This is a genomic window from Hominiventricola sp. (genome assembly GCF_057604405.1).
This window is the reverse complement of sequence record NZ_DBLYVB010000005.1, coordinates 39,983-65,348: the sequence shown is the minus strand read 5'-3', so window position 1 is coordinate 65,348 and position 25,366 is coordinate 39,983. Positions and strand designations below refer to the sequence as shown.

Sequence of the window (25,366 nt, the reverse complement as noted above, 5' to 3'; positions counted from 1 at the left end):
CTATAATAACAGTTAAAAAGGTCAAATTAACCAAGCCAAAGAGGAAAGGAAAAAGTTATGAATGAGTCCAATGATGTAATTCGCGATGCCAGACAACTGGGTGTGCCTAAAATGCTCATCCTTGGCCTTCAGCACATGTTTGCCATGTTCGGAGCCACCATCCTGGTGCCGATTCTGGTCAACAGCTATTTTGTGGATGCCTGCGGAGAGGGACCAACCCGTGGTCTGACCGTAGCAGTCACTCTGTTCTGTGCCGGATTTGGTACGTTATTGTTCCACGTGTGTGCAAAATTTAAAGTTCCCGCATTTCTGGGTTCTTCCTTTGCATTTTTAAGTGGATTTTCCACCGTTGCCCATCTGGATACCGGCATGTATGCGGGAATGAGTGCGAACGACAAGGCTGCCTATGCCTGCGGCGGTGTGGTAGTGGCAGGTCTTTTGTATCTGGTACTGGCATTGATTATCCGTATGGTAGGTGTAAAACGTGTCATGAGATATCTCCCGCCGGTAGTCACCGGACCGGTTATCATCTGCATCGGTTTAAGCCTTGCATCCTCTGCCATCAACAATGCATCCACCAACTGGTTCCTTGCTTTTGTGGCACTGGCCGTGATTATTGTATTTAATATCTGGGGAAAAGGAATGTTCAAAATCATCCCGATTCTTATGGGTGTTGTCATTTCCTATGCAGTAGCACTGTTTATGAACATGATCGGCATCACCAATCCGGACGGTTCTGCTATCCTTGATTTCTCTGCCATTGCCTCTGCAGGTATTATGGGAATTCCGCCTATTCAGATCTGCAAATTTGACGTGACGGCCATCCTCGTTATGGCACCGATTGCCATCGCAACGATGATGGAGCATGTAGGTGATATGTCCGCAATCTCAGCAACTGTTGGAGAAAACTATCTGGCAGATCCGGGTCTTCACAGAACCCTGCTTGGTGACGGACTTGCGACCTCTCTTGCCGGATTCCTTGGCGGACCTGCCAATACCACTTACGGTGAGAATACCGGCGTTCTGGAGCTGAGCCGTGTGCATGACCCAAGAGTTATCCGAATCGCTGCGGTATTTGCAATTATCATCAGCTTTATTCCGAAGGTATCTGCCATTATCAGTACCATGCCGGCTTCCATCATCGGAGGCGTCAGCTTTATGCTCTATGGTATGATCTCTGCGATCGGTGTCCGCAATGTGGTAGAAAATAAAGTTGATCTGACAAAATCCAGAAACCTGATTATTGCAGGAGTTATCTTTGTGTGTGGTCTTGGATTCAGCAGCGGACTGACCTTCACCATCGGTGGAACTTCCATCACCCTGACTGCTCTGGCTATTGCAGCCATCGCAGGTATTGTTCTGAACATCATTCTTCCGGGTAATGATTATGAATTCGGTGTGAATACTTCCGGTGATGAGAACAGAGGTATTCACGCATAACTTATTTATAAGAAAAACTAATGAACGTTAAGTAGGAAAAATAAGGAAACATGCCATTGACCAGGCCTCCGGAACTTCGTAAAATATTAGTCGATCTAATATTTTACGAAAGTTTTGGAGGCTTTATTTTATGAAAAAAAATTCTACCCCTTATGATTTCGAAGGAAGAATTCCTCTTTCACAGGCCATTCCGCTGGGATTACAGCATGTAATGGCTATGTTTATTGGAAATCTGACCCCGCTGATTATTGTGATGGGTCTCTGCGGACTGACTGCGGATGCCGGATTTGGTGATCTCCGTACCGCTTTGCTGCAGAATGCCATGGTTATGGCAGGTATCGTAACCCTGGTACAGCTCTTTTCTATCGGACCGGTAGGTGGTAAAGTGCCGATTGTTATGGGAACTTCTTCCGGATTCCTCGGGGTGCTGAATAATACAGTGGCTGCCTGTGGAGGCGGAATCCTTGCATACGGTGCTATTATGGGAGCCTGTATTGTGGGCGGTATTTTCGAGGGCGTTCTCGGAATGTTTTTAAAACCGCTTCGCAAATTTTTCCCGGCCATTGTAACCGGCTCTGTTGTCATTGCCATCGGTCTTTCCCTTCTGGGGGTGGGTATTAACTATTTCTGTGGTGGAAGCGGAAAAGCAGATTATGGCTCTCTGCAGAACCTGTTTCTTGGATTTGTAGTACTGATTGTCATTATTCTGCTGAAGCATTTTGCACCGCAGGACAGCGTGCTTTCTTCTGCAGCCATTCTGTTCGGTATTCTGGCAGGCTATGCAGTGGCAGTGGTTATGACACTGGTACTTCCGACCGTAGGTATCAATGCAGACGGTGCAGAGTATACCTATTCCTGGGTTGTTAATTTTGAGCAGATTAAGAATGCAGCATGGATTGCAGTACCGAGTTTTATTGGATTCGGTGCCCTGTCTGACATGCATGTGGTTTTTCAGGCAAATGCCATTATTCCTATTGGCATTATGTTTATTGTAACAGCTATCGAGACGGTAGGTGATATTTCTGCCTGCATCGAGGGTGGTATGGCGCGCGAGGCAACAGATACGGAGTTATCCGGTGGTGTGATCTGTGACGGACTTGGTTCTTCATTTGCGGCACTGTTCGGTGTACTGCCGAATACCTCTTTCTCACAGAACGTAGGTCTGGTATCCATGACGAAGGTTGTCAATCGTTTTGCGATTTCCATGGGCGCTATTTTCCTGATCCTCTGTGGTTTCTGTCCGAAAATCGGAGCCATCATGTCTGTGATGCCCCAGTCTGTACTTGGTGGTGCTGCTGTTATGATGTTTGCATCCATCCTGATCTCCGGTATCCAGCTGATTACCAAGGAACCCATTGGAAGCCGTGAGATTACGATTATTTCGGTAGCCATCGGTCTGGGATATGGTCTGGGTGCAACCAATGGAGCAACCTCCCAGCTGCCCTATTATATTCAGCTGGTATTTGGCGGCTCCGGTATTGTCCCCTGTTCTCTGGCAGCTATTCTGTTAAACATTGTCCTGCCGAAGAATTCAAAACCAGTCCGCAAGATGTGGGATATTGAAGATGAAGAATAAAAAGATCGCAGTTGTTGGTGCGGGTGGGAAAACCACCCTCATCCATCGGCTGGCTGAAGAATATCGCAGGAAAGGTGCTTCCGTGCTGGTAACGACGACCACACATATGCTGGTGGAATCGGACACGGATCTTTCCTGCGATTCTTTTGCTATAAGGGAAAAAATAAAAAGAACCGGATACTGCATGGCGGGAAGTCTGTGTCCTGGGCAGAAGCAGAAAATAGGTTCTTTGCCGGAACCTGTGTTTCGTGACTTGCTGATCGCTGCCGATTATGTTTTAATAGAAGCAGATGGTGCGAAACATTATTCTTTGAAATACCCGGCAGAGCACGAGCCGGTCATTCCGGCAGAAGCGACGGATGTGATTCTGGTGCTTGGAATCTGGGATTTGGGAAAGTCCTGTCAGGATGTAATCTTCCGATTTGATAGGATGGCAGAGCTTACCGGAATTTCCGGTAAAAAAACGGTCGGAATTGCAGAACTTCGTCTGATTCGGAAGGCCTATGAGGAAAAACTCCGGGAAATGAACTTTTCCGGAGAATTTCATGTGCTGCTGTCAGAGAAAACAGAGCAGAAGTTTTTGTTTCGCACCTGGCAGGAGGCAGTGGGGGATTATGAATAAAAAAATTTTGATTATCTGCAGGGGAGGCGGAGATCTGGCCACAGGCATTGTGCATCGGCTGTTTCGGGCCGGATTCCCGGTGCTGGTGCTGGAAACCGACAGTCCTGCGGCTATTCGACGGCAGGTATCCTTTTCCGAGGCAGTCTATGATGGAACGGCGACGGTGGAAGGTGTGACAGCAGAGCGGATTGCTTCAGCAAACAGAGCCTCTGTAAACCATGTGCTGGAAGAGGGACGTGTGCCCATCCTGGTGGATCCGGAGGGCAGTTCCATCCCATTGTTGAAACCGGATATTGTGGTGGACGCCATTATTGCAAAGAAAAACCTGGGGACTGCAAAAGAGATGGCACCGCTGGTTATTGGAGTTGGTCCCGGATTTACCGCAGGTGCGGATGTGGATCTGGTGGTGGAATCCATGCGGGGCCATAATCTGGCGCGCATTTTTACGACCGGGTCGGCATTACCCAATACCGGAATTCCCGGTAACATCGGCGGTTTTACGAAAGAGAGGGTTCTCCATGCGGAGGCAGCCGGTTATATGAAAAATATCCGTCAGATCGGAGATATCGTGGAAAAGGGTGAGGAGATTGCCCGGATTTATGAGAAAATGACAGAGGACGGCACATTTTCCGGTTCTTATGTGTCAGTGGAGGCATCTATTTCAGGCATTATCCGGGGACTCATCCGGGAAGGCTATCATTTTCAGAAAGGATTCAAGATCGCGGACATTGATCCGAGAGAGAGCGAGCTTGCCAACTGCTTTACCATCTCGGATAAAGCGCGGAGCATTGGTGGCAGCGTGCTGGAAGCGGTCTGTGGATATGTAAATGGATAGAACAGATCATTTTTATGCCTCTGTCGGGGCATGGAACAGAGAGAAAGAAGCGTTTCTTGCTACGGTGACAGAGGGACCGGCTGCAGGCGAGAAAGTGTTTGTGGAAAACGGTACGATGCAAAGCCGAAAGGGTACATTTTTTACAGAGTCCCGCATCCGGCAGTTGTGTGGAAAAGGACTTCAGCGGATAGACGGGCAGGAAGTATTTGTGCAGCCCCTGGGAAAGCAGGCAAAGCTTGTGATCTGCGGAGCCGGGCATGTGGCGACTGCGCTGATCCGCATGGCAAAGCTTCTGAATTTTGAGATTGTGGTGTTGGAAGACCGGCCTCTTTTTGCGGAGAGCGCCAGAAGAGAAGGCGCTGATCAGGTGTTCTGTGGCGACTATGCAGAACTTCTGCGGCAGATGACGGGCAGCAGGGATCACTATTTTGTGTGCATGACCAGAGGACATCGGTTTGATCAGGAATGCCTGCTGGAAATTTTTAAGAAATCCCATGCGTATATCGGTATGATGGGATCGAAGAAACGGTCTTTCCTTATGAAAAAAGACTTGGTGGAAGCCGGATTTGCACCGGAGCTGGTGGAGTCCCTTCATGCACCCATCGGATTGCCTATCGGAGCACAGACACCGGCAGAGATTGCCTTGTCGGTGATGAGTGAAATCGTAAAAGTGAGAAGTGAGCATGCCAAAGAGACAGCCCTTGATGAGCAGGTGCTGGAAGAACTGACAAAAGCGCCGGAGGATGGTGAGCAGAAAATGCTCTGTACCATTATTGAAAAACACGGAAGTGCACCGCGAAGCGCAGGCACCCAGATGGTGGTGACCTCTTTGGGACGTGTGGTGGGAACCATCGGTGGAGGATGTGCGGAAGCGGAAGTGATCATGGCATGCAGGAAACATTTTTATAAGATAAGGGAAGGAGTTCCCCATCCGGCCTGTGAAAAAATCAGAATCCGCATGACTACGGATAATGCGGAAGAAGAAGGCATGGTCTGCGGTGGAACGATTCTGGTTTTGCTGGAGGAAACAGATGATCTATCTTGATAATGCGGCGACCACCCTGAGAAAGCCGGAGGCGGTGATTGAAGCGGTGGCAGATGCCATGAGAAATATGGGAAACTCCGGCCGAGGATCAGGAAGCACATCCCTTCGGGCATCCAGGGTGATCTATGAAGCAAGACGGACTTTGACAGAATTTTTCGGTGGAACAGATCCGTCGAGGCTTGTTTTTACCTCTAATTCTACCGAAGGGCTGAACATGGCAATTCGCGGAATCTTTGTACCGGGAGACCATGTGATCACTACGGAACTGGAACATAATTCCGTGCTTCGCCCCCTGTATGCAGAACAGGAACAAAATGGAATCTCTCTTACCATTGTGAAAAGCGGGAAACAGGGAACCGTCGATTATGAGGGGATCGAAGCCGCCATCCGGCCGGAGACAAGGGCTGTCATCTGTACCCATGCCTCCAATCTCACCGGAAATGTGGTGGATCTGTATCGTATGGGACAGATTGCGAAACGGAATGGCCTCCTATTTGTGGTGGATGCGTCCCAGACGGCGGGAGTGCTGCCCATTGATATAGAGAGAATGCAGATCGACGTACTCTGCTTTACCGGACATAAGAGCCTTATGGGTCCCCAGGGAACAGGCGGACTTTACGTGAGAGAAGAGGTAGAGATCCGTCCCTTTAAAAGCGGTGGTACCGGAGTCCACAGTTTTCTGAAAAAGCAGCCCGATGACTATCCGGAACATCTGGAGGCCGGCACACTGAACGGACACGGCATCGCTGGACTGTTGGCAGCGGTGCGGGAGATTCAGAACATTGGTTTGTCCGCTATTTATGAGAAAGAACACCGATTCATGCAGCAATTTTACGATGGGGTCCGGGAAATTCCGGGTATAAAAATTTACGGTGATTTTTCCGATCCGGCGGCAGTCCGCTGCCCTGTCGTCTCATTAAATATCGGTGATATGGACGCATCCGAAGTCAGTGACTGGCTCCAGGAAGAGTTCGGTATCATTACCAGAGCGGGTGCCCACTGCGCACCTCTCATGCATCAATATTTTCAAACGGAAAAACAGGGGATGGTAAGATTCAGCTTTTCCTATTATAATAAAGAGGAAGAAGTGCTTGCGGCAGTCCGTGGGGTGAAGACCATTGCAGCAGCACAGCAGTAGTTTGAGATTTTGACTATGAAGGAGGAACGAGTGGCGGAAGAAATTGTATTTTGTAAAGGCGGCGGCTGCACCGCGAAGCTTGGTCCGGATCTTTTAAGTCATGTACTGGATAAACTTCCAAGAGGAGAGAAAGATCCCAATCTGCTCATCGGATATGACAGCAAAGATGACGCGGCGGTGTACCGTGTCTCTGACGAGGTGGCAGTGGTACAGACTCTGGACTTCTTTCCGCCCATGCTGGATGATCCCTATCTCTTCGGGCAGATCGCAGCGACCAATGCCTTGAGTGATATTTATGCCATGGGCGGAACAGTGAAGACAGCCCTTAATATTGTCTGTTTTCCGGAACAAATGGATCTGAATATCCTGGGAAAGATTATGCAGGGCGGTGCAGAGAAAGTGATCGAAGCAGGCGGCACGCTGGCAGGAGGACATTCCATCATGGACAACGATGTAAAGTATGGACTGTCTGTGACGGGGGTAGTGCATCCGGATCATATTTACGGAAATAATCAGGGACAGCCATCGGATGTGCTGATTCTTACGAAAAAACTGGGAGTGGGACTGGTGTGTAATGCAAATCGCGTGGGACTGGCCCCGGAAGGAGCGATGGAGGAAGCGGCGGCATCCATGACCACTCTGAATAAAAAAGCAGCGGAAATCAGCCATCACTATGAAATCCATGCCTGCACGGATGTGACAGGATTCGGATTTCTGGAACATTTAAGTGAGATGATCAACGAGGAGATTTCTGCTGAGATTGATTCCATTTCCATTCCGGTAATCCGGGGCGCCATCCACTGTGCGGAAGAATTTCTTCTGACGGCGGCAGCCCAGAGAAACCGGAACCATGTGGGAGACCGGGTGGAATTTTCCAGCTGGATTCCATTTTCCATGGAAGAATTATTATTTGACCCGCAGACCTCCGGCGGACTTCTGTTTGCAGTAAAACCGGAGCAGGCGGGGGCATTTTTAAAAGAATTACAGGGTGCGGGACTTCCGGCGGCAATGGTCGGCAGGTTCGTATCCAAAAAAGAAAAAGACATTTATGTAAGATAGGAGAAAACGAGCGATGATGACAGTTAATGCTATGGGGGATGCATGCCCGATTCCGGTGGTGAAGACGAAGAAAGCCATGGAGACTTTAAAGGCAGGCGATGTGGTGGAAACTTATGTAGACAATGAAATTGCGGTGGAAAACCTGACCAAGATGGCAAAACAGACTGGATGTGCAGTGACAAGCCAGAAGCTGGACGAAGGAAAATACAGCGTACAGATTACGGTGTCAGAAGCAGCAAGAGAAGCCGGAAATATGCCGGAAGTGAACTGTGGCCCAACACCGGCATCCAACAAAGTCGTGGTCATCCGCAGCTCGGTTATGGGTGAGGGGGATCCGGAGCTTGGAAAAGTGCTGATCAAAGGATTTATCTATGCCCTGTCCCAGCAGGAAGATCTGCCGAAAACCATATTGTTCTACAATGGCGGGGCCTATCTGACCTGCGAAGGTTCTGCATCTCTTGATGATTTAAAAGAGTTGGAGTTAAGAGGGGTTAGAATTCTCACTTGTGGAACCTGCCTTAATTTCTACGGACTTTCTGAAAAACTGAAAGTCGGAGAAGTAACGAATATGTATGAGATCGCAGAGACCATGTCAAAAGCGTCTCTGATCGTGAGTCCATAAGATGCGGATCAGACATCTGCAGCTGGTGGTGACCTTTGCGACAACCACCGCTGCCATGGAAATGGAGCGAAAAGCAGAGGAAGAACAGATACCGGGAAGGCTCATTCCCCTACCGTCGGAGATTTCTGCCGGATGTGGACTGGCCTGGAAGACGGAGCTTTCAGAAAAAGAGAGTCTGATACCATTTCTGGAACAGGCGAAGCTTCGGTGGGAAGCCATGTATGAGTGCAGTCTGTTCTGAAAAATACAAAAAAGATAAGAAGAAAGGGAGCCATGCTTTATTATAATCAGTATGTGAGGGCGGAAAGTCTCGAAGAGGCTTACGATCTGTATCAGAAAAAGAATAATTTCATTCTGGCCGGTATGCTCTGGCAGAAAATGAGAAATAAGACGATGGGAACTGCCATTGATCTGTGCGGCCTCGGCCTTGATAAAATTGAGGAAACTGAGGAGGCGTTCCGCATTGGCGCATATGTTTCCTTACGTGATCTGGAGACAGATGAAGCATTAAATACTTATACTGGAGGTGCATTTCGGGAATCTGTGCGTCATATTGTAGGTGTGCAGTTTAGAAATGTAGCAACCGTAGGCGGCAGCATCTGGGGACGCTTCGGATTTTCCGATGTGATGACCATCTTCCGCGCCCTGGGTGCGAAGGTGGAGCTTCATCATGCAGGTATGATGGATCTTAACGACTTTGTAAAACTTCCGAGAAAAACAAGAGATATTCTGGTGGCGGTTATTGTGCCGAAAAATGTGAAAGGCGTTGTCTATGTAAGTCAGCGGAACCAGTCCACGGATTTTCCGGTGCTGACCTGTGCTGTGGCAAAACGGGCAGACGGATATGCAGCGGCCATTGGTGCGACCCCTCATCTGGCGGAAGTAGTCGTGGTTCCGGAGCGGGAACTTTCGGAACTCAGTGATGAGCAGATGGATGCATTTGCCGGACAGGTATGTGATGAAATTCGATTTGGCAGCAACATGCGAGCAGGTGCGGCTTACCGTAAAACGGTCTGTCGCGTGCTGGTAAGACGTGCCATGCAGGCACTGAAAGGAGAACTCGACTGATGGATGTGAAAATAACATTAAACGGAAAAGTAGTCACCGATTCCGTAGATGCAGATATGGTTCTTCTGGACTTCTGCAGAAAACACAGATGTTATTCCGTAAAACGCGGCTGTGAGAGCGGCAACTGCGGACTCTGCACAGTTCTGCTTGACGGAAAGCCGGTGCTTTCCTGCAGTACGCCGGTGGGGCGTGCCAATGGACGGAAAGTCGATACACTGGAAGGATTACAGGAAGAAGCGAAAGCCTTTACGAATTTCTTCGCTGCTCAGGGAGCAGATCAGTGTGGATTCTGCAATCCCGGATACATTGTAAATATTGTGGCGCTACTCAGAGAAAATCCGGATCCGACAGATGAGGAAATTCTGGAATATCTGTCCGGCAACTTATGCCGTTGTACCGGATATCAGAGTCAGCTTCGCTCTCTCAGAAATTATTTGAACAGCAAAAAAGAGGGCGCAGACCTTGATCTGGAAGCAGGCGTCTATGGAGAAGATATCGGAAAGGAGTGGAAGCATGAAGGAATTTGAACGTGACCGGAAAGATTACCATGCGGTTGGAAAATGCATTCCGAAGAAAGATTCTGAGCAGCTGCTCCTTGGAAAACCGGTATTCATGGATGATATTGTGCATGAGGACTGTCTGGTGGTGAAGATTTTGAGAAGTCCCCATGCTCACGCCCTGATCGAAGATATCAATACGGCAGCAGCAATGAAAGTACCGGGCATTGTGGCAGTTTATACATGGAAGGATGTACCGCAGAACCGATTCAGTATTGCAGGACAGACCTTTCCGGAGCCGTCCCCCTATGACCGTCTCATTCTTGACCAGAGAGTCCGGAGTGTAGGTGATGCAGTGGCAATTGTAGCCGGAGAAACAGAAAAAGCAGTGGACAAAGCACTTCGTGTCATCAAAGTTAAATATCAGGTGTTGGAACCGGTGCTGGATTTCCGCAAGGCCCTTGACAATCCGGTGCTGGTGCATCCGGAGGATAACTGGATGTCCCATGGAAATACCGGTGATGTGAAGAAAAATCTCATTCATCATGAGGAGGATGCTCATGGTGATGTGGAAGCAGTGCTCGCTGACTGCGAAGAAGTCATTGAGCATACGTACCGGATTAAAGCTGCTCAGCAGGGGTATATGGAGACGATCCGTGCTTACTGTGAAATTGACCGTTACGGACGACTTCACTGCATTAGTTCTACCCAGATTGTCTTCCATCTGCGCCGTATCCTTGCCACGGCTCTTGGCATTCCCAAATCCAAGGTCCGTGCTGAAAAACCGCGGATCGGCGGTGGGTTTGGTGCCAAGCAGACGGCAGTCTGTGAGGTGTATCCGGCGTTTGTTACCTGGATGACCAAACGACCCAGCAAGATTATTTACAGCAGAAGAGAATGCCAGACCATTGCGTCACCCCGTCATGAGATGGAGGTAACCGTTCGTCTGGGCGCTATGAAGGACGGACATATCCGTGCCATTGACCTTTATACACTGTCCAATGGAGGTGCTTATGGAGAACACAGCACGACGACGGTAGGACTGTCAGGTCACAAAGCAATTCCTCTCTATACGGGTGGTTGTGAGGCAACCCGGTTTTCCTGTGATGTGGTCTACACCAATGTGCAGGCGGCAGGTGCGTACCGTGGTTACGGTGCGACCCAGGGAATTTTCGCATTGGAGTCCACGGTCAATGAACTGGCAGAGAAGCTTCATATGGATCCGGTAGAACTTCGAATGAAAAATATTGTGCGGGAAGGCATGTTTATGCCGGCATATTTTGGAGAGACAGCCAATGCCTGCGCACTGGACCGCTGTATCGAACATTGTGCTGACAATTTCCACTGGAAAGAAAAATATCCGGTGAGAGATATGGGCAACGGTAAAGTGCGGGCATCCGGTATGGCCATTGCCATGCAGGGCTCCTGTATTTCTAATGTAGATGTTGGTTCCTGTACACTGAAGCTTTCCGATGAAGGAACTTATAATATGATGATCGGTGCAGCAGATATGGGTACCGGATGCGATACGATTCTGGCGCAGATGGCAGCGGAAGTACTGGACTGTGAGCCGGATCAGATCGTAGTCTTCGGTGCAGATACGGATGCGTCTCCTTATGATTCCGGTTCCTATGCCTCCTCCACAACCTATATTACCGGTATGGCAACGCAGAATGCGGCTATGGAACTGCGGGAAAATATTATGAAGATTGGAGCCCAGCTTCTTGAATGCCTGCCGGAAGAGGTGGAATTTGACGGTGAAAAAGTCTATCTCGTAAATGGGGATAAATCTGTCAGTCTGGCAGATATTGCCACCAAATCCCAGGTCAATAACCTGATTCCGGTAGATGTGACCGCAACCTATTCTTCACCGGTCTCTCCGCCTCCCTATATGGTAGGCATGGTGGAAATTGAACTCGACAAAGAAACCGGAAGCGTGGAAATCCTTGATTATGAAGCTGTCGTGGACTGCGGTATCCCGGTCAATCCGAATCTGGCGAGAGTCCAGACAGAAGGCGGCATTGGACAGGGGATCGGTATGGCACTCTATGAAAATGTCAGCTACAATGCCAATGGAAAAATCGCAGAAGGCGATTTCATGCAGTATAAGATTCCTACCCGTCAGGATGTGGGAAATATTCATGTGGAATTTGAGACCAGCTATGAACCGTCGGGACCCTTCGGTGTCAAATCTATCGGTGAGATCGTTATTAATACGCCGGCTCCGGCACTGGCCCATGCCATCTACCGTGCAACCGGTGTGTGGCACAGAACTGTACCCTTCACCCCGGAAAAAATTCTTATGGGTATGATTGATCCGGAATGGAAAGAGACCGATCACCGGGTAAAAGAATAGATGATACATGTGATTTATATGGCGGCTGGAAACAGCCGCCGTTTTGGAAGTAATAAGCTGTTATATCTGTATGAAGGTAAGCCTTTGTACCGGCATGGCCTGGAGTTGTTGCTGAAATTAAAGCAGAAGATGGGAGAGAAGCTGACCGTCACTGTTGTGACCCAGTATGCGGAGATTTTGGAGGAAGTACAGGATATCTTTGAAAGATGCGGGATGGCAGGCATGCAGGCAGTGTTCTGCGAGGAGAGCAGGCTGGGAGCGTCTTATACGATCCGGGCAGGAATTGAGGCGGTCATCTCACAGGATCCGGTCTCTGGGCAGCCGAAAGAAGGGCAGTCCATGATCGGAGAGAAGGACTATCTCATGTTTATGGTAGCAGACCAGCCCCATCTTACTTTGGACAGTGTCCGAAAACTGATCCGGGCAGCAGTCAGCCGTGAGCAGTCAGCTTTTTCCGGGCCACTGGCAGAGGAATGTTCCCGATGGGAGACCCTGTCTCTCCGCTGCGGCAGCACCCCCGGCAATCCCTGTATGTTCCGCGCAGATCTTATCCCGGAGCTTATGTCCCTCACCGGCGACCAGGGAGGACGGAAGGTACTGAAGCAGCGTGCCTGTAAATATGTAGATATTCTTGATAAGAGAGAACTGGAAGATGTGGATGAGATGTTGCAGGTTACGGAAAATCTGGGAGAGAAGTGACATTCTGTGAAAGGAACGTCCGCAGTCCCAGTACTTCATGAGAACGAGTCAGAGACGATGTTCGAATGTTAGTACTGTTGGATCGAGGACTTAGCGCGAGCGGTTCCGCTCACAGAATGTCACTTCGGTTGGTCAGTTTGTTCGTGATCTGCAACATTGCTCCCGGGTTTTTCAAAAAAATTTAAAGAAAGGGTTGCTCTTTTCTAATAACCGTGGTAGCATAGCAGAAAAAGAAAACGTAAAAATGATAGAGGAGCGGGCTTCATGAGTACAGACTGATACAGGTCGGAAACTGTCAGTCATGGAAAGGGAATACCGCCGAAGAGATCCGGACATTTCCGAAGAAAGGATTTCTGGTCTGCCGCAGAAGATGTGTCAGACTGTCACAGGACTGTGGAGAGCTATCATTGGTCAGACAAAATTATAAGGCCATGAACGCAGTCAAAAGAATTGTGTTCATGGCTTTTCTTGTTTCTGTATCTATCATGTTTACAAAAGAAGGGAGAACTTTTCGTTATGGATTATGTACCTGCTATGTACGCCACATTTTGGGCGCTTGTACCGCCGGTTGTGGCAATCGCGCTCGCGCTGATCACCAAGGAGGTGTATTCCTCACTGTTCCTTGGAATTTTAGTTGGAGGCCTGTTCTATTCAGGCTTTAGTTTTGAAGGAACTATCGTTCACATTTTCCAGGACGGTGTTGTAAGTGTGCTGTCTGACAGTTACAACGTCGGCATTCTGATTTTCCTGGTTATCCTGGGAGCAATCGTGTGCCTGATGAATAAGGCAGGCGGTTCTGCTGCATTCGGACGCTGGGCCAGCGAACATATCAAGACCCGCACCGGAGCACAGCTGGCTACCGTTGCACTTGGCGTTCTGATTTTTATTGATGACTATTTTAACTGTCTGACGGTAGGAAGTGTTATGCGTCCGGTCACTGATAAGCACAATATCTCACGTGCAAAACTGGCTTATCTGATTGATGCAACCGCAGCTCCGGTCTGCATTATTGCACCGATCTCTTCCTGGGCAGCAGCAGTTACCGGATTTGTAGAAGGTGAAGACGGACTGGCATTGTTCATCAGTGCTATTCCTTATAACTTCTATGCATTGCTGACGATTGTTATGATGGTGACTATTGCAATTCTGAACATTGACTTTGGTTCTATGAAAGTGCATGAAGACAATGCAAAAAATGGTGATCTGTTCACTACACCGGATCGTCCATATGGTGACGGAGAGGACGAGACTGTGGTCGGAAACGGTACTGTAAAGGATCTGGTGATCCCGATTCTGGCTCTGATTGTCTGCTGTGTCATTGGAATGATCTGGACCGGTGGATTTTTTGCAGGTGAGAATTTTGTAACTGCATTCTCCAACAGTGATGCATCCGTAGGTCTGGCTGTAGGAAGTGCATTTGCACTGATAATAACGATTGCACTGTATGTGAGTCGTAAAGTGCTTGGATTCAAAGAGTGCATGGACTGCATCCCGGAGGGTTTCAAAGCCATGGTACCGGCTATCATGATCCTGACCTTTGCATGGACCTTGAAAGCCATGACCGACAGCCTGGGTGCTGCAGAGTTTGTGGCTGCGATCATCAAAGGAGGCGCATCTGGAATTGTAAATCTGCTTCCGGCAATCATCTTCCTGGTAGGCTGTTTCCTGGCATTTGCAACCGGAACTTCCTGGGGTACCTTTGGTATTCTGATTCCGATTGTTGTAGACGCATTCCAGGCAACCAACCCGACCCTGATGACCATTGCTATCTCCGCCTGCATGGCAGGAGCTGTCTGCGGTGACCATTGCTCCCCGATCTCCGATACAACGATCATGGCATCTGCCGGAGCCCAGTGCAACCACGTAAACCATGTATCCACACAACTGCCTTACGCAGTCAGCGTGGCTGCCATTTCCTTTATTACCTACATCGTTGCAGGCTTTGTCCAGTCTGCATGGATCTCCCTTCCGGTCGGCATTGTGCTGACACTGGGATATCTGATGGTGATGAAGAAAAGAAGCGAAGCATAAGATCAAAAATAGAAGATAGAATATGGAAAAGGAGAACCACTGACGGTTCTCCTTTTCCAGTGTGGGCGGTTTGAGTACGCGCTGGGGCAGATTCTTGCAAAGGATGCCAGAGATTTTTTGTCGCGCAGCTGATCTTTGCTGAAGTTTGGGCATATAGAGATTTCCTTTTGAATTTTGCCCTCACGAGCTTGCACGGATGATGATTTTTGCCGTTTTTCTGACATTTCCGCGAGCTTTTTTCTGACTGTTGGGCAGATAGCCGTTGAGGTTCTCGTTACATCCAACTTGCTTTTTAATTCTGGGTATCAGAACTATTGAAAAGTTGTATATAGCCAAATGATCTGCTCCAACCGCGAAAAATCAAGAAAATTGATTGTATGACAGATCAAAATGGGTGTCAGCAGAGATTAAAACTGCATATGTCCAAAAGTAAAGTTTTCGATTTACTTAACGTAATGTTGAATTGTTTTCTCTATATTCTCTGTATCCAGCGGATTCATTTTTGTCTCATACGTCATAATTAATTGAATCGTTGGATAAATTCGATTTGCAATATAGCTTTGGATTTTTGTCATTGCGCTTCTGGCATAAGAAGGATCATCAATCATGCCAAAATGTTCCCAATAATAGATTTTCCCTGTTTTGGGATCCATGATTGTAAAATCCGGATAGACAGTGATTTCACCCAGCTGAAGTTCACATTCATACCGAAAAGGGATCCCATTCATATGCAGGAAAAAGGCAATTAGAGATTCCGATTTTGATCGGACGTAAATGCCGCCTGCTGTTTTATGAAGCAATTGTTCCGGGTATTTTTCATTATGTTTGTAAGGGGATGCCAGCCATTCACGAGTGGACTGGGGCTGATCAGCGTGGATATTGGTAAGAAGTTCTTTTAAATCATATCTGAAAATGATTGTAAACTATGAAATATGTTAGCAGAAGAAAAATTTATACAGATGTGGACTATCGTAACGAATTGACATGGACTGACAACTGATTCTATAATGGAAAAAGTAATCATCCAGAGTCATGTGTATGGCTCCGAAAATGATAGGAAATGAAAGGACGGGAGACTTTATATTCATGACCTGGCAGGAGTTTGAACAGCAATTTTCCATTCAATTAAATGAGCAACAAAAAAGTGCCGTGCAGAGTGTAGACGGGCCAGTGCTTCTTCTGGCGGTGCCGGGATCGGGGAAAACGACAGTGCTGGTGACGAGGCTGGGTTACATGATCTATTGTAAAGGAATGGATCCGGGCAAAATCCTGACAGTTACCTACACGGTGGCGGCAACGAAGGATATGGCAGAACGATTTGCGGTAAAATTCGGACAGGAGATGGCAGAACGTCTGGAATTTCGGACTATTAATGGCATTTGTGCCCGGGTGATTCAGTACTATAGCTGGAAGACGGGCAGGATGGCATTTCAGCTGCTCACGGATGAAAAGCGGATTTCTGCCATGCTGTCGGGCATTTATCAGCAGACGGAGCGGGTATACCCAACAGAAGGTGATCTGAAAAATGTCCGGACATTGATTACTTACATAAAAAACCGGATGCTGAATGAAAAAGAAATCCAGAAGCTGGAAGAAGAAGCGGAGATTCATTTGGCAGCGATCTACAAAGAGTACTGCAGACAGCTCCGGGAACAGCAGCTTATGGATTATGATGACCAGATGGTCTATGCCTATAATATGCTTCGAAAAATTCCAGAGCTTCTTGCATATTTTCAGGAAAAATACCCTTATATCTGCGTGGATGAAGCCCAGGATACATCGAAAATCCAGCATGCCATCATTGCACTGCTGGCATCGAAATCCGAGAATCTTTTTATGGTGGGAGATGAGGATCAGAGCATTTATGGATTCCGTGCCGCTTACCCGGAGGCATTGCTGGAATTTGAGCATCATCATCCGGGAGCGAAAGTGCTGCTCATGGAAGAAAATTTCCGTTCCGATGGAAACATTGTTCTGGCAGCAGACCGGTTTATCCAGAAAAACACCCTGCGTCATGAGAAACATATGCGTCCTTCCAAAGAAAGAAAACAGGACGTGAAGGAAATCTCCGTTGGCACCCGAAAAGCACAGTATTCTTATCTGGTGAAAGTGGCAGAGGGATGTACAACGCAGACGGCAGTGCTTTACCCGGAGCATGAATGTGTACTTCCACTCATTGATCTGCTGGAGAGAAGAGGAGTTCCTTATCGGATGCGAAACGTGGAGTTGACCTTTTTTACCCATCGGGTGGTGCAGGATATTAGCAATATTATTAAACTTGCAGCGGATTCAAAAAATACAGAACTGTTTTTACAAGTTTATTATAAACTTAATACTTATATCCGGAAACAGGACGCACTTCGAATCGCAGAATTAAGCAGGGAAAAAGATCAGTCCATATGGGAGACAGCGCTTTCTTATGAGGGTCTGGATGGATATGCGAAGAGCAGCATCAAATCGGTGGCAACCCATATGGAACATATGTTGACGGAACCGGCATCCAGAGCAATCCATCGGATAGTGCAGTTCATGGGGTATCAGGATTACCTGAAAAGAAGCGAGATCAAAGACACGAAGCTCGACACTTTGAAAATGCTGGCTTCATTGGAGGAGAGTCCACTTCGGTTGGTGGAGCGGCTTCATGAATTACGAAAGCTTATTGAAGAGAAGGAACAGGATCCGACCTGTCCGTTTATCTTATCTACGATTCATGCCAGCAAGGGACTGGAATATGATACGGTCTATCTTCTCGATGTAGTAGACGGCATTCTGCCGGATCAGATTCCGGTGAATCTAAAGACGGCACCGAGAGAAGAACTGGAGACCTACGAAGAAGAGCGGCGGTTGTTCTACGTAGGAGCCACAAGGGCGAAGAACCGCCTCTTCTTATTTACTATGAAGCAGACATCCAGTTTCTGTGATGAATTTCTGGGAAAAGCAGCACCGAAGAAACGTGTTATCCAAGCAACAGCTGGAAACATTCATCTGCCAGGAGCGGATACAAAAGCAGCAGCTCCAAAAGCATTGTCAGATAGTGAATTCCAGGCATTTATGGAACAGATGGCGGAAGGTGTGGTGGTGACACATAAGATATTTGGACAGGGTGTGGTGGTAGAACTAAACGAGAAAAAGATACGAGTTGATTTTGATGGAGAAGTAAAAACATTCAGCAGCCGGGTAGTGGCCGGAAGCGGGATGTTGAGATTATAAAGAGGTGGTAGATATGCAAATCAGTATTTTATTAATGCAGGAAATTGTAAAACTTTTTGTGATCATGTTCATGGGATACGCAGTCGTAAAGGCAGGACTTATGAAAGCCTCAGAAAGCAAGAGTGTATCCGTAATCCTGGTCTATCTGGTGAATCCGTGTGTGATTGTCAATGCCTTTCAGGTGGAATATACGCCGGAGGTACAGAAAGGTCTGATCCTGGCGGTGATGGCAGCCGTGGTCATCCATTTGTTGTATTTGCTGCTTACGGCAATATTGAAACATCCACTCCATCTGAATGTGATCGAACGTGCAACCGCGATCTATTCCAATGCGGGTATTCTGGTCATTCCGTTGGTGCAGGTGTTGCTTGGACAGGAATATGTCATTTATTCCAGTGCATTCATTACGGTACAGCTGGTGCTTTTATGGACACACTGTAAGAGCATGCTATGTGAAGAAAGCAAGTTGGAATGGAAGAAAATACTGTTGAATGTCAATATCATCTCTATTTTTGTGGGAGTGATTCTGTTCGTGTCGCGAGTTTCTCTTCCGTCCGGAGTACAGTCGGTACTGGGAATGATGAATAATCTGATGGGACCTCTTGGTATGCTGCTGGCTGGAATGGTTATTGCGGATGTTTCCATGAAAAATGTGTTTTTAAGAAAACGGAATTATCTGTCTGCAGCGTTGAGATTACTGATCTATCCGGTTTTGTCACTGGCTGTGATGAAAATCATTTCCCTGTTTGCACCGGTCAGTGATTTTAAGCAGATTCTCCTGACGGTTTATCTGGCATCCGTAACACCTGCCTGCACTACGGTTACTTCTATGGCACAGCTTTATGATAAAGATGCCGGTTATGCCAGTTCGTTGTATGTGCTGACAACATTATTGTCGATTGTGACTATGCCGGTGATGGTGTATCTGTATGAAATGATGATGTAAGAAAATATGAAAAGGTCGGCCATGTGTCGATCTTTTTGTTTTAATTTCATAAAAACAGAAATCAATTTACTCATTTTTAAAAAAATGAGTAAATTGAATTTGACGATGATGATATTGAACCGATATAATAAAACTATTCAGGATTGAAATTAAGAGACAAAAAGAACCCGAAAGGAGACGAATTTTTGTACAGATAAGGCACTGAAGTGTCTGACTTATAGAGAATTTGAGGAGGTGCGCTGATGGTTGGCCAGGGAAGAGAACCACAAAAAGACAATGATCTTTTCTATACTTGTGGTTTGATCGAATATATTGCGCGTAAGACAAAAAATATCCGTTCAGAAGTAGTGAAAAAACTTGGAAAAGACAGAATCAGTAAAATTTATGAATTTGCTGATGTATACCATTGCGAGAATATTGACGCGGTAAGCGATGATTTTATTGAAGATGCCAGTATTGTTCCCGGGGCATTCGACAATGTAGCGGATTGTGGTTATGCAGTACCTTCTCATTGGGATATTGGCAAGGTATATAAGCGTTTAATTAAAATGGTTGCCGCATATGAAAAAATAGGAGTTGTTGATGCACTGATAGAAGTTTATAATTCCTTTATCAGTTCAAAGATTGATGACTACAATAGTAGTGTTTATTATGAAAATCCCAATTATATTTTTGAATGTTATATAGAAAAAGAAATGTTATAAATTAAAAGTTGTAACTGCAAAATTATTTGGGATAAAATCGGCGGGAGAATTTGTAAGAAAATATGATACCATTAATTGATAAACGTGCCACAGGAACTCAACTCCGGCGTTTGATGGACACACGCGGAATTACTGTAAAGGACGTGCAGCAATATCTGGAACTGGGCAGTGTACAGAGCATTTACCACTGGTTAAATGGAAGCAGTATGCCGACCATAGATAATCTGTATGCGTTAAGTGAGCTGTTTCAGGTTACGATAGATGAAATCGTTTGCGGAAACAGAAAGCCATTTGGTGACAGTGGCAGGCAGATACTGCGTGCATATTATGAAATTATGCAGGAAAGGTGGATTGCATAGTTTTTTATACTACAAGTTCAATGACAACAGATAAGACCTTCGTTAGAATTGTATTTAAAAACACAGTTCTAACGGAGGTTTTCTTTATGGCAGAAAATACTGGTGACACGGGCAGTGAGTTTAAGTTAAGCCGCGACGGGAGCTGCGGCTTAACTTACAAATGAAGTGGAATAACATAGTAGATAATTGACAATATGGCATATATGCCATATTATGATTGTAAGGGGATTAAATGACAAAATTTTTTGTAAAAAAGACGCAAAAGACACCCATAGAAGAAATAAAGCTGGCCCAAAAGTATAGGGCAGATTTTAAGGAAAGGATAGGAAAATCATGAAGTCATTAAAGCAGTACAAAGAAATGCAGATGGAGAATCCTGAATTTGTGAAGGAATACGAATCTATTCAGCCGGAAATGGATGTCATCAGAGCTATTATAGAGGCAAGAACTTCTCAGAATATTACCCAGAAAGAACTGGCAGAGCGTACAGGAATTAATCAGGCAGATATCAGCAAATTGGAAAATGGAACCAGAAACCCTTCGGTTAATTTACTTAAAAGGCTAGCTGATGGAATGGGAATGGTTTTAAAGATTGAGTTTGTTCCTAAACAAAAAGCGTAAAATATAAAACGGGCGCCCCAATCAGGGCGCCCATTCCTTTTTCTACTATTTTAAAAATTCTTCTACAACGGCTACGAATACAGCGGCACCTTCCCAGAGGACATCTTCATCCACATTGAATTTTGGATTATGATGAGCCACATCTGTTCCTTTGGCCGGGTTGGAGGAGCTTAAGAACATGAAAGCACCTGGCAGTTCTTCCAGATAGTAGGCGAAATCTTCGCCGCCCATGTTCGGAGCCGGAAGTTCAGTGATCACGTTATCTTCACCGAGGACTTTCTTTGCAGCTTTTGCAGCCAGAGCAGCCATATTGTTATCGTTAATAACGGGCGGGGCTCCCCAGATCATCTCATAATCGACGCTGCCGCCGAAGACAGCTGCAGTTGCCTGGGAGATTTCACCGATGCGTTTTGCAGCAAACTGGCGAACTTCCTCTTCCAGAGTACGGATAGTTCCTTCGATGACAACTTCATCTGGGATGACATTATACTGGCTGCCTCCCTGAATCTTACCGATGGTGAGTACCAATGGTTTGGTAGCATTTAACTCTCTGGTTGTGATGGCCTGAAGTGCAAGCACAATATGAGCTGCAATATTTACCGGGTCAATGCCCTTTTCAGGAGCGGAGCCATGGACGCCTTTTCCCTTTACTTTAATAACAAATTTGTCAAAGGCGGCCATACAGCAGCCGGATGGAATAATAAAGGTTCCGGCAGGAATCGCTTTGTCAACAAGAGTTCCGATATGTGTGCCGAAAACTGCATCAGCGCCTTTGACTGCACCATTTTCAATCATGATTTCCGCACCGCGGGACTGCTCCTCAGAAGTCTGGAATAACAGACGTACCGTACCGGCGATTTCCTGACGGTGTGCCCAGAGTACTTTTCCGGTTGCCAGAAGCATGGCAGTATGGGTATCATGGCCGCAGGCATGCATACAGCCCTCATGTCTGGAAGAGAAGGGAAGACCGGTTGCTTCCGTGACCGGAAGTGCATCCATATCCGCTCTTAAACAGACAGTTTTACCGGCTTTGCCGCCCTCGATGGTAGCGATAAGACTGCTGTCCTTTTCGGAACATACATAAGGAATACCGATTTTGTCCAGTTCTGCGGTGACATAAGCCTGTGTCTCCGGCAGATCAAATCCTACTTCAGGAATCTGATGAAGATCCCTTCTTAAACCTACGATATACTCCTGTAAATCTTTACATTCTTCCCACATCATTATGCATTCTCCTCACTATTATTTTCTTTTTTCTGATCGCTGTTATAAAACAGACGGGCAATTCCAAGTGTACCGAATACGGCACATACGATGATCATCCATGCCGGAACCGGAATGAATAATTTCAGAACCGTAGGAATTAAGAGACCAAATACAGCAATCTTTGGATATTTGACTGCAAAGTTTCCAAAGGTTCCGCCAAAGATGGCTGCGGCTGCATAATTCTTCAAGGCAGCATCCAGAAAAGCCGGAAGGATTGCTACTACTGCGGAACCAACTAAAACGGCGCTGGTGGTAGCAATCAGGTTGGTAATAATGGAACCGCAGATAGCCATGGTGGACACAACCTCTGCCTGTATGGTTCCGCTTTCGCTCTCGGTGACATCCAGTGCCAGAGCAGCACAGGGAACACGCATGTTTCCGATATTACCGGACAGGAAGCCAAGATAAGTACCGCTCATACCGAGGGCTGCGTAATAGGAAATCGGCTCTACGATGTAAAAAGCACCAAAGGACAGAGCGGTAAGAGCCCAGGCTGATAATACAACTTCCAGACTTGGCCAGCAGTTATAGCGGCTGCACAGATAGAGAACCGGAATAAAAGCGGTGAAGGCAGCCAGAATACAGGTTGGTGCACCGATGCGGATGCTGTTTCGTTTCCATTCAGTCATATATTTATTTTCCATAAGTATGTTCCTCCTATGCAATTGACAGATCATAGATGACTGCAAAGACCATACCAATGATCATTGCAATACCCAGAGAATATTCTGCTAATTTCGGATATTTTGGTACAACGAATTTCATAAGTGCCACCATACCAAGTGCACCTGCCAGACAGGCAATGGTATTTCCACATCCTTTTTTGATCTCGTTTGCATTCAGGTAACCGAAGATACCAAGGGAACAGGCACCGGACAAAACTGCCAGCCATTTGGTATCACCACCGCTTAACTTGCCTCTCAGCTTTTCCAGTGCCGGTGTTACCGTGCCGCTGACTAAGAGCCATCCTGCACCGTTCAATGCCATTGCGAACCAGGACACTGCCATAACAGTGAGAGTATAACCCTGACCGCCGAATTCCACACCTGCCGCCTGTGCACCCATAGAAGCTGCGGATAGCTCCGTTGCAGCAGCACCGATAATGGAGAGACGAAGCCATGCCATAGGTCCACCGATGGAAGCCATGAGGCCTACCATTACGATAAATACACCACAGGCAGGCCCGATTGCTGAGATGAGACCAATCTTAAAAGCCTTATTTGCCAGTCCTTTTTCCAGATTTACCTCTACGGCCGCTTTTTTTGCCTGCCGCATAAATAACAATGCCTGCGCCAGAGAAATCAGAACCGTAATTCCGCATAATCCCCAGAACACGGGTGAATTTGCAATTGTTAAGTAATCCATAACACTCCTCCTTGGTAGTTCGTTCAATTTGTTTGTTGGAGACATTATAACATTTAAAAAACTGTATTTCATTGTCTCTGAAAGCCAATAATTCAAAAAGATAGTTGTTATTTGTTTCTTGTATTGTGTATAATAGATAGTAATAGAGGATAAATATTTGTACTATGAGAACAATGAGGTGAATGACCATGACCATATCTGATTTTTTGAATCTGCCGAATTTTTCTGATCTGAATCTGCTGGCCGGTGAAAATGGACTTGACAGAGAACTGACCAATGTAACGGTTGTTGACACGCCGGATGGAACCAACTGGCTGAATGGCGGTGAATTTGTCATTACGACAGCCTATATGCTCCATGAAGAGAAGGATCTCCTGGAATTTCTGCAGGTTCTTCATGAAAAACAGGCGGCAGGTGTGGGGATCAAAGAAAACCGGTACATCACCACGATCCCGGAGGCAGCTCTGAAAATGGCCGATGAGCTGAATCTGCCATTGATTTCCGTCCCGGAAGCCTATCCATTTGTGGATATTATCAATCCGGTACTGACCCAGATCATCAGTCGTCAGTCTTTGCTTTTGACTCAGGCAAATAAGATTCACAAAGAATTTCTGGGATTAGCCATAAATAATAACAGCGTTCCGGAGATCCTGAAGACGCTGAGCAGCATTATCCGAATTCCCTGCGCGTTCATAGATACTCATTTCCGAAATATCTTTTTTTCAGATGAATCATCTTCCCTGATGCAGAAGCTTCAGGATGCAGATATGGAAAGCATTACCAGTGAATTTCTGGAACAGTACGACTATTATACAGTGGCGAATAAGAATGAGCAGTTTGGTTTCCTTCTATTTGAAAAGGGATGCCTGCAGATGCAGGAAAATGGAAATATGCAGACGGCACTGGAATATGCCAGCATTGTCCTGATCCTTCACATTCAGGTACAGATTGCCAACCAGCAGATGGCGGAGAAATATAAGGCATCCTTCCTGGAAGACCTTTTGACCAATAACGTAAAGACGGATGTGGAGATCCACAATCGTGCAAGACTTTATGGCTGGGATTTTACGAATGGTGGTCTGGCTGCGGTCGTAGACATTAATAACATTAAGAAATATTTCACTGATCATCTGGATTCCAACACCAACCGCATGTTGGAAGAAGCGACGGAAATCATTTTCCGACATTCTATTCAGGAAATGCATCAGATGTTCCCCCAGTCCAAATATTTTCGACAGAGTGACCTGATCGTATTTATCATCTCTATGCCGGAGAACAGCAGGGAAGGGTTTCCGGAACAGCTGGAGCAGACCTTCAGGCGCCTGCAGAGCCGCCTGAAAATGGTCAGCCCATTTACCATTACGCTTGGTATCGGACAATATTATGAAAATATTCGTGATATTTCCAAAAGTTACTCCGAAGCCAGAGTTGCCATCAATCTGGGATATTCCCTCCAATGGTTTGACCGGATTCTCTTCTATAACCGGCTGGGTCTTTACCGGCTTCTGGCTCCGGTTATGAACAGTCCGGAATCAGAGGAACTGTGTATACAGTATATTCAGCCGCTGGAGGATTACGATCGGAAATATCACGGAGAACTTCTGCCCACCCTGCAGGAAATCCTGCAGAATGGCTGGAATCTGAAAGAATCTGCTGCAGGACTTTATATTCACTATAATTCCATCAAATATCGATACTCCAAGATCTGTAAAGTACTGAATTTGGATCTGGCGGATCATAATAACCGATCGCTTGTGGAAATTGCGATGAAGCTGTATCTGCTGAAGCATAAGCCGGAAAGTAACTGAAAAAGGATGCTTGCAAATTAAAAAATGCAAGCGTATAATTTCATCTGGGGATAGCATTCACTTTAGAGGGGAATGCTATTTCTTTTTTTGTTATGATTA

Annotated in this window: 24 protein-coding genes and 1 riboswitch; of the genes, 20 read left to right on the top strand and 4 right to left on the bottom strand. The window is 46.6% G+C overall.

Annotated features, from left to right (window positions below):
* Positions 1 to 57 precede the first annotated feature (57 nt).
* The 14 genes from ACZMB2_RS05085 (at position 58) to ACZMB2_RS05020 (ending at position 14,988) form a co-directional block, all read left to right on the top strand.
* Positions 58 to 1,440, top strand: coding sequence for a uracil-xanthine permease family protein (locus ACZMB2_RS05085; protein ID WP_487595816.1), 1,383 nt, complete (start codon positions 58 to 60; stop codon positions 1,438 to 1,440).
* A gap of 130 nt (positions 1,441 to 1,570) precedes the next feature.
* A complete protein-coding gene (locus tag ACZMB2_RS05080) occupies positions 1,571 to 3,016 on the top strand; it encodes a uracil-xanthine permease family protein (protein ID WP_487595815.1) in 1,446 nt (481 codons plus the stop codon).
* The gene (yqeC, locus tag ACZMB2_RS05075; protein ID WP_118770146.1) at positions 3,006 to 3,638 is read left to right on the top strand and encodes a selenium cofactor biosynthesis protein YqeC; all 633 of its coding nucleotides are present in this window, start codon (positions 3,006 to 3,008) and stop codon (positions 3,636 to 3,638) included. Before ACZMB2_RS05080 ends, yqeC begins: the two co-directional genes overlap by 11 nt.
* A complete protein-coding gene (yqeB, locus tag ACZMB2_RS05070; protein ID WP_487595814.1) occupies positions 3,631 to 4,473 on the top strand; it encodes a selenium-dependent molybdenum cofactor biosynthesis protein YqeB in 843 nt (280 codons plus the stop codon). The genes yqeC and yqeB overlap by 8 nt, the downstream gene beginning before the upstream one ends.
* Positions 4,466 to 5,518, top strand: a complete 1,053-nt coding sequence (locus ACZMB2_RS05065) for an XdhC family protein (protein WP_487595813.1) — start codon at positions 4,466 to 4,468, stop codon at positions 5,516 to 5,518. Before yqeB ends, ACZMB2_RS05065 begins: the two co-directional genes overlap by 8 nt.
* A complete protein-coding gene (locus ACZMB2_RS05060; protein WP_487595812.1) occupies positions 5,505 to 6,656 on the top strand; it encodes an aminotransferase class V-fold PLP-dependent enzyme in 1,152 nt (383 codons plus the stop codon). Before ACZMB2_RS05065 ends, ACZMB2_RS05060 begins: the two co-directional genes overlap by 14 nt.
* A 15-nt stretch (positions 6,657 to 6,671) precedes the next feature.
* A complete protein-coding gene (selD, locus tag ACZMB2_RS05055; RefSeq protein WP_487595811.1) occupies positions 6,672 to 7,715 on the top strand; it encodes a selenide, water dikinase SelD in 1,044 nt (347 codons plus the stop codon).
* Positions 7,716 to 7,728: 13 nt separating this feature from the next.
* Positions 7,729 to 8,337 (top strand): sulfurtransferase-like selenium metabolism protein YedF, encoded by a 609-nt coding sequence (gene yedF, locus ACZMB2_RS05050; RefSeq protein ID WP_487595810.1) that lies wholly within the window; start codon positions 7,729 to 7,731, stop codon positions 8,335 to 8,337.
* A gap of 1 nt (position 8,338) precedes the next feature.
* Complete coding sequence (locus ACZMB2_RS05045; protein ID WP_118770140.1) at positions 8,339 to 8,578, top strand: putative Se/S carrier protein; 240 nt, start codon at positions 8,339 to 8,341, stop codon at positions 8,576 to 8,578.
* A 32-nt stretch (positions 8,579 to 8,610) separates the two neighbouring features.
* Positions 8,611 to 9,405 (top strand): FAD binding domain-containing protein, encoded by a 795-nt coding sequence (locus tag ACZMB2_RS05040; protein WP_308458638.1) that lies wholly within the window; start codon positions 8,611 to 8,613, stop codon positions 9,403 to 9,405.
* On the top strand, positions 9,405 to 9,932 hold the full coding sequence (locus ACZMB2_RS05035) for a (2Fe-2S)-binding protein (protein ID WP_308458637.1): 528 nt from the start codon (positions 9,405 to 9,407) through the stop codon (positions 9,930 to 9,932). Before ACZMB2_RS05040 ends, ACZMB2_RS05035 begins: the two co-directional genes overlap by 1 nt.
* On the top strand, positions 9,919 to 12,258 hold the full coding sequence (locus tag ACZMB2_RS05030) for a xanthine dehydrogenase family protein molybdopterin-binding subunit (RefSeq protein ID WP_487595809.1): 2,340 nt from the start codon (positions 9,919 to 9,921) through the stop codon (positions 12,256 to 12,258). Before ACZMB2_RS05035 ends, ACZMB2_RS05030 begins: the two co-directional genes overlap by 14 nt.
* Positions 12,259 to 12,957, top strand: a complete 699-nt coding sequence (locus ACZMB2_RS05025) for a nucleotidyltransferase family protein (protein WP_487595808.1) — start codon at positions 12,259 to 12,261, stop codon at positions 12,955 to 12,957.
* Between the two features lie 240 nt (positions 12,958 to 13,197).
* A riboswitch (Lysine riboswitch) is annotated at positions 13,198 to 13,369 on the top strand.
* 104 nt (positions 13,370 to 13,473) lie between these two features.
* A complete protein-coding gene (locus ACZMB2_RS05020) occupies positions 13,474 to 14,988 on the top strand; it encodes a Na+/H+ antiporter NhaC family protein (RefSeq protein ID WP_487595807.1) in 1,515 nt (504 codons plus the stop codon).
* Positions 14,989 to 15,431: 443 nt separating this feature from the next.
* Here ACZMB2_RS05020 and ACZMB2_RS05015 read toward each other — a convergent pair whose 3' ends face one another.
* Positions 15,432 to 15,716, bottom strand: a complete 285-nt coding sequence (locus ACZMB2_RS05015) for a hypothetical protein (RefSeq protein WP_487595806.1) — start codon at positions 15,714 to 15,716, stop codon at positions 15,432 to 15,434.
* A 358-nt stretch (positions 15,717 to 16,074) separates the two neighbouring features.
* Between ACZMB2_RS05015 and ACZMB2_RS05010 the strand changes: the two genes are divergently transcribed.
* The 5 genes from ACZMB2_RS05010 (at position 16,075) to relB (ending at position 20,828) form a co-directional block, all read left to right on the top strand.
* Positions 16,075 to 18,198, top strand: a complete 2,124-nt coding sequence (locus tag ACZMB2_RS05010; protein WP_487595805.1) for an ATP-dependent helicase — start codon at positions 16,075 to 16,077, stop codon at positions 18,196 to 18,198.
* Positions 18,199 to 18,211: 13 nt separating this feature from the next.
* Positions 18,212 to 19,144: an AEC family transporter gene (locus tag ACZMB2_RS05005; RefSeq protein WP_487595804.1), complete on the top strand. Its 933-nt coding sequence runs from the start codon at positions 18,212 to 18,214 to the stop codon at positions 19,142 to 19,144.
* 242 nt (positions 19,145 to 19,386) lie between these two features.
* On the top strand, positions 19,387 to 19,848 hold the full coding sequence (locus tag ACZMB2_RS05000) for a hypothetical protein (protein WP_487595803.1): 462 nt from the start codon (positions 19,387 to 19,389) through the stop codon (positions 19,846 to 19,848).
* 62 nt (positions 19,849 to 19,910) lie between these two features.
* Complete coding sequence (locus ACZMB2_RS04995; RefSeq protein ID WP_487595802.1) at positions 19,911 to 20,207, top strand: helix-turn-helix domain-containing protein; 297 nt, start codon at positions 19,911 to 19,913, stop codon at positions 20,205 to 20,207.
* Positions 20,208 to 20,540: 333 nt separating this feature from the next.
* The gene (gene relB / locus ACZMB2_RS04990; protein ID WP_487595801.1) at positions 20,541 to 20,828 is read left to right on the top strand and encodes a type II toxin-antitoxin system RelB family anti-toxin; all 288 of its coding nucleotides are present in this window, start codon (positions 20,541 to 20,543) and stop codon (positions 20,826 to 20,828) included.
* Positions 20,829 to 20,873: 45 nt separating this feature from the next.
* Here relB and ACZMB2_RS04985 read toward each other — a convergent pair whose 3' ends face one another.
* The 3 genes from ACZMB2_RS04985 to ACZMB2_RS04975 are packed head-to-tail and all read right to left on the bottom strand — an operon-like array spanning position 20,874 to position 23,459.
* A complete protein-coding gene (locus ACZMB2_RS04985) occupies positions 20,874 to 22,049 on the bottom strand; it encodes a M20 metallopeptidase family protein (protein ID WP_487595900.1) in 1,176 nt (391 codons plus the stop codon).
* Positions 22,050 to 22,051: 2 nt separating this feature from the next.
* Positions 22,052 to 22,738 (bottom strand): hypothetical protein, encoded by a 687-nt coding sequence (locus ACZMB2_RS04980; RefSeq protein WP_308458631.1) that lies wholly within the window; start codon positions 22,736 to 22,738, stop codon positions 22,052 to 22,054.
* Positions 22,739 to 22,751: 13 nt separating this feature from the next.
* Positions 22,752 to 23,459: a DUF5058 family protein gene (locus tag ACZMB2_RS04975; RefSeq protein WP_487595800.1), complete on the bottom strand. Its 708-nt coding sequence runs from the start codon at positions 23,457 to 23,459 to the stop codon at positions 22,752 to 22,754.
* A gap of 188 nt (positions 23,460 to 23,647) precedes the next feature.
* Between ACZMB2_RS04975 and ACZMB2_RS04970 the strand changes: the two genes are divergently transcribed.
* A complete protein-coding gene (locus ACZMB2_RS04970; protein ID WP_487595799.1) occupies positions 23,648 to 25,267 on the top strand; it encodes a PucR family transcriptional regulator in 1,620 nt (539 codons plus the stop codon).
* The last annotated feature ends 99 nt before the right edge of the window (positions 25,268 to 25,366 follow it).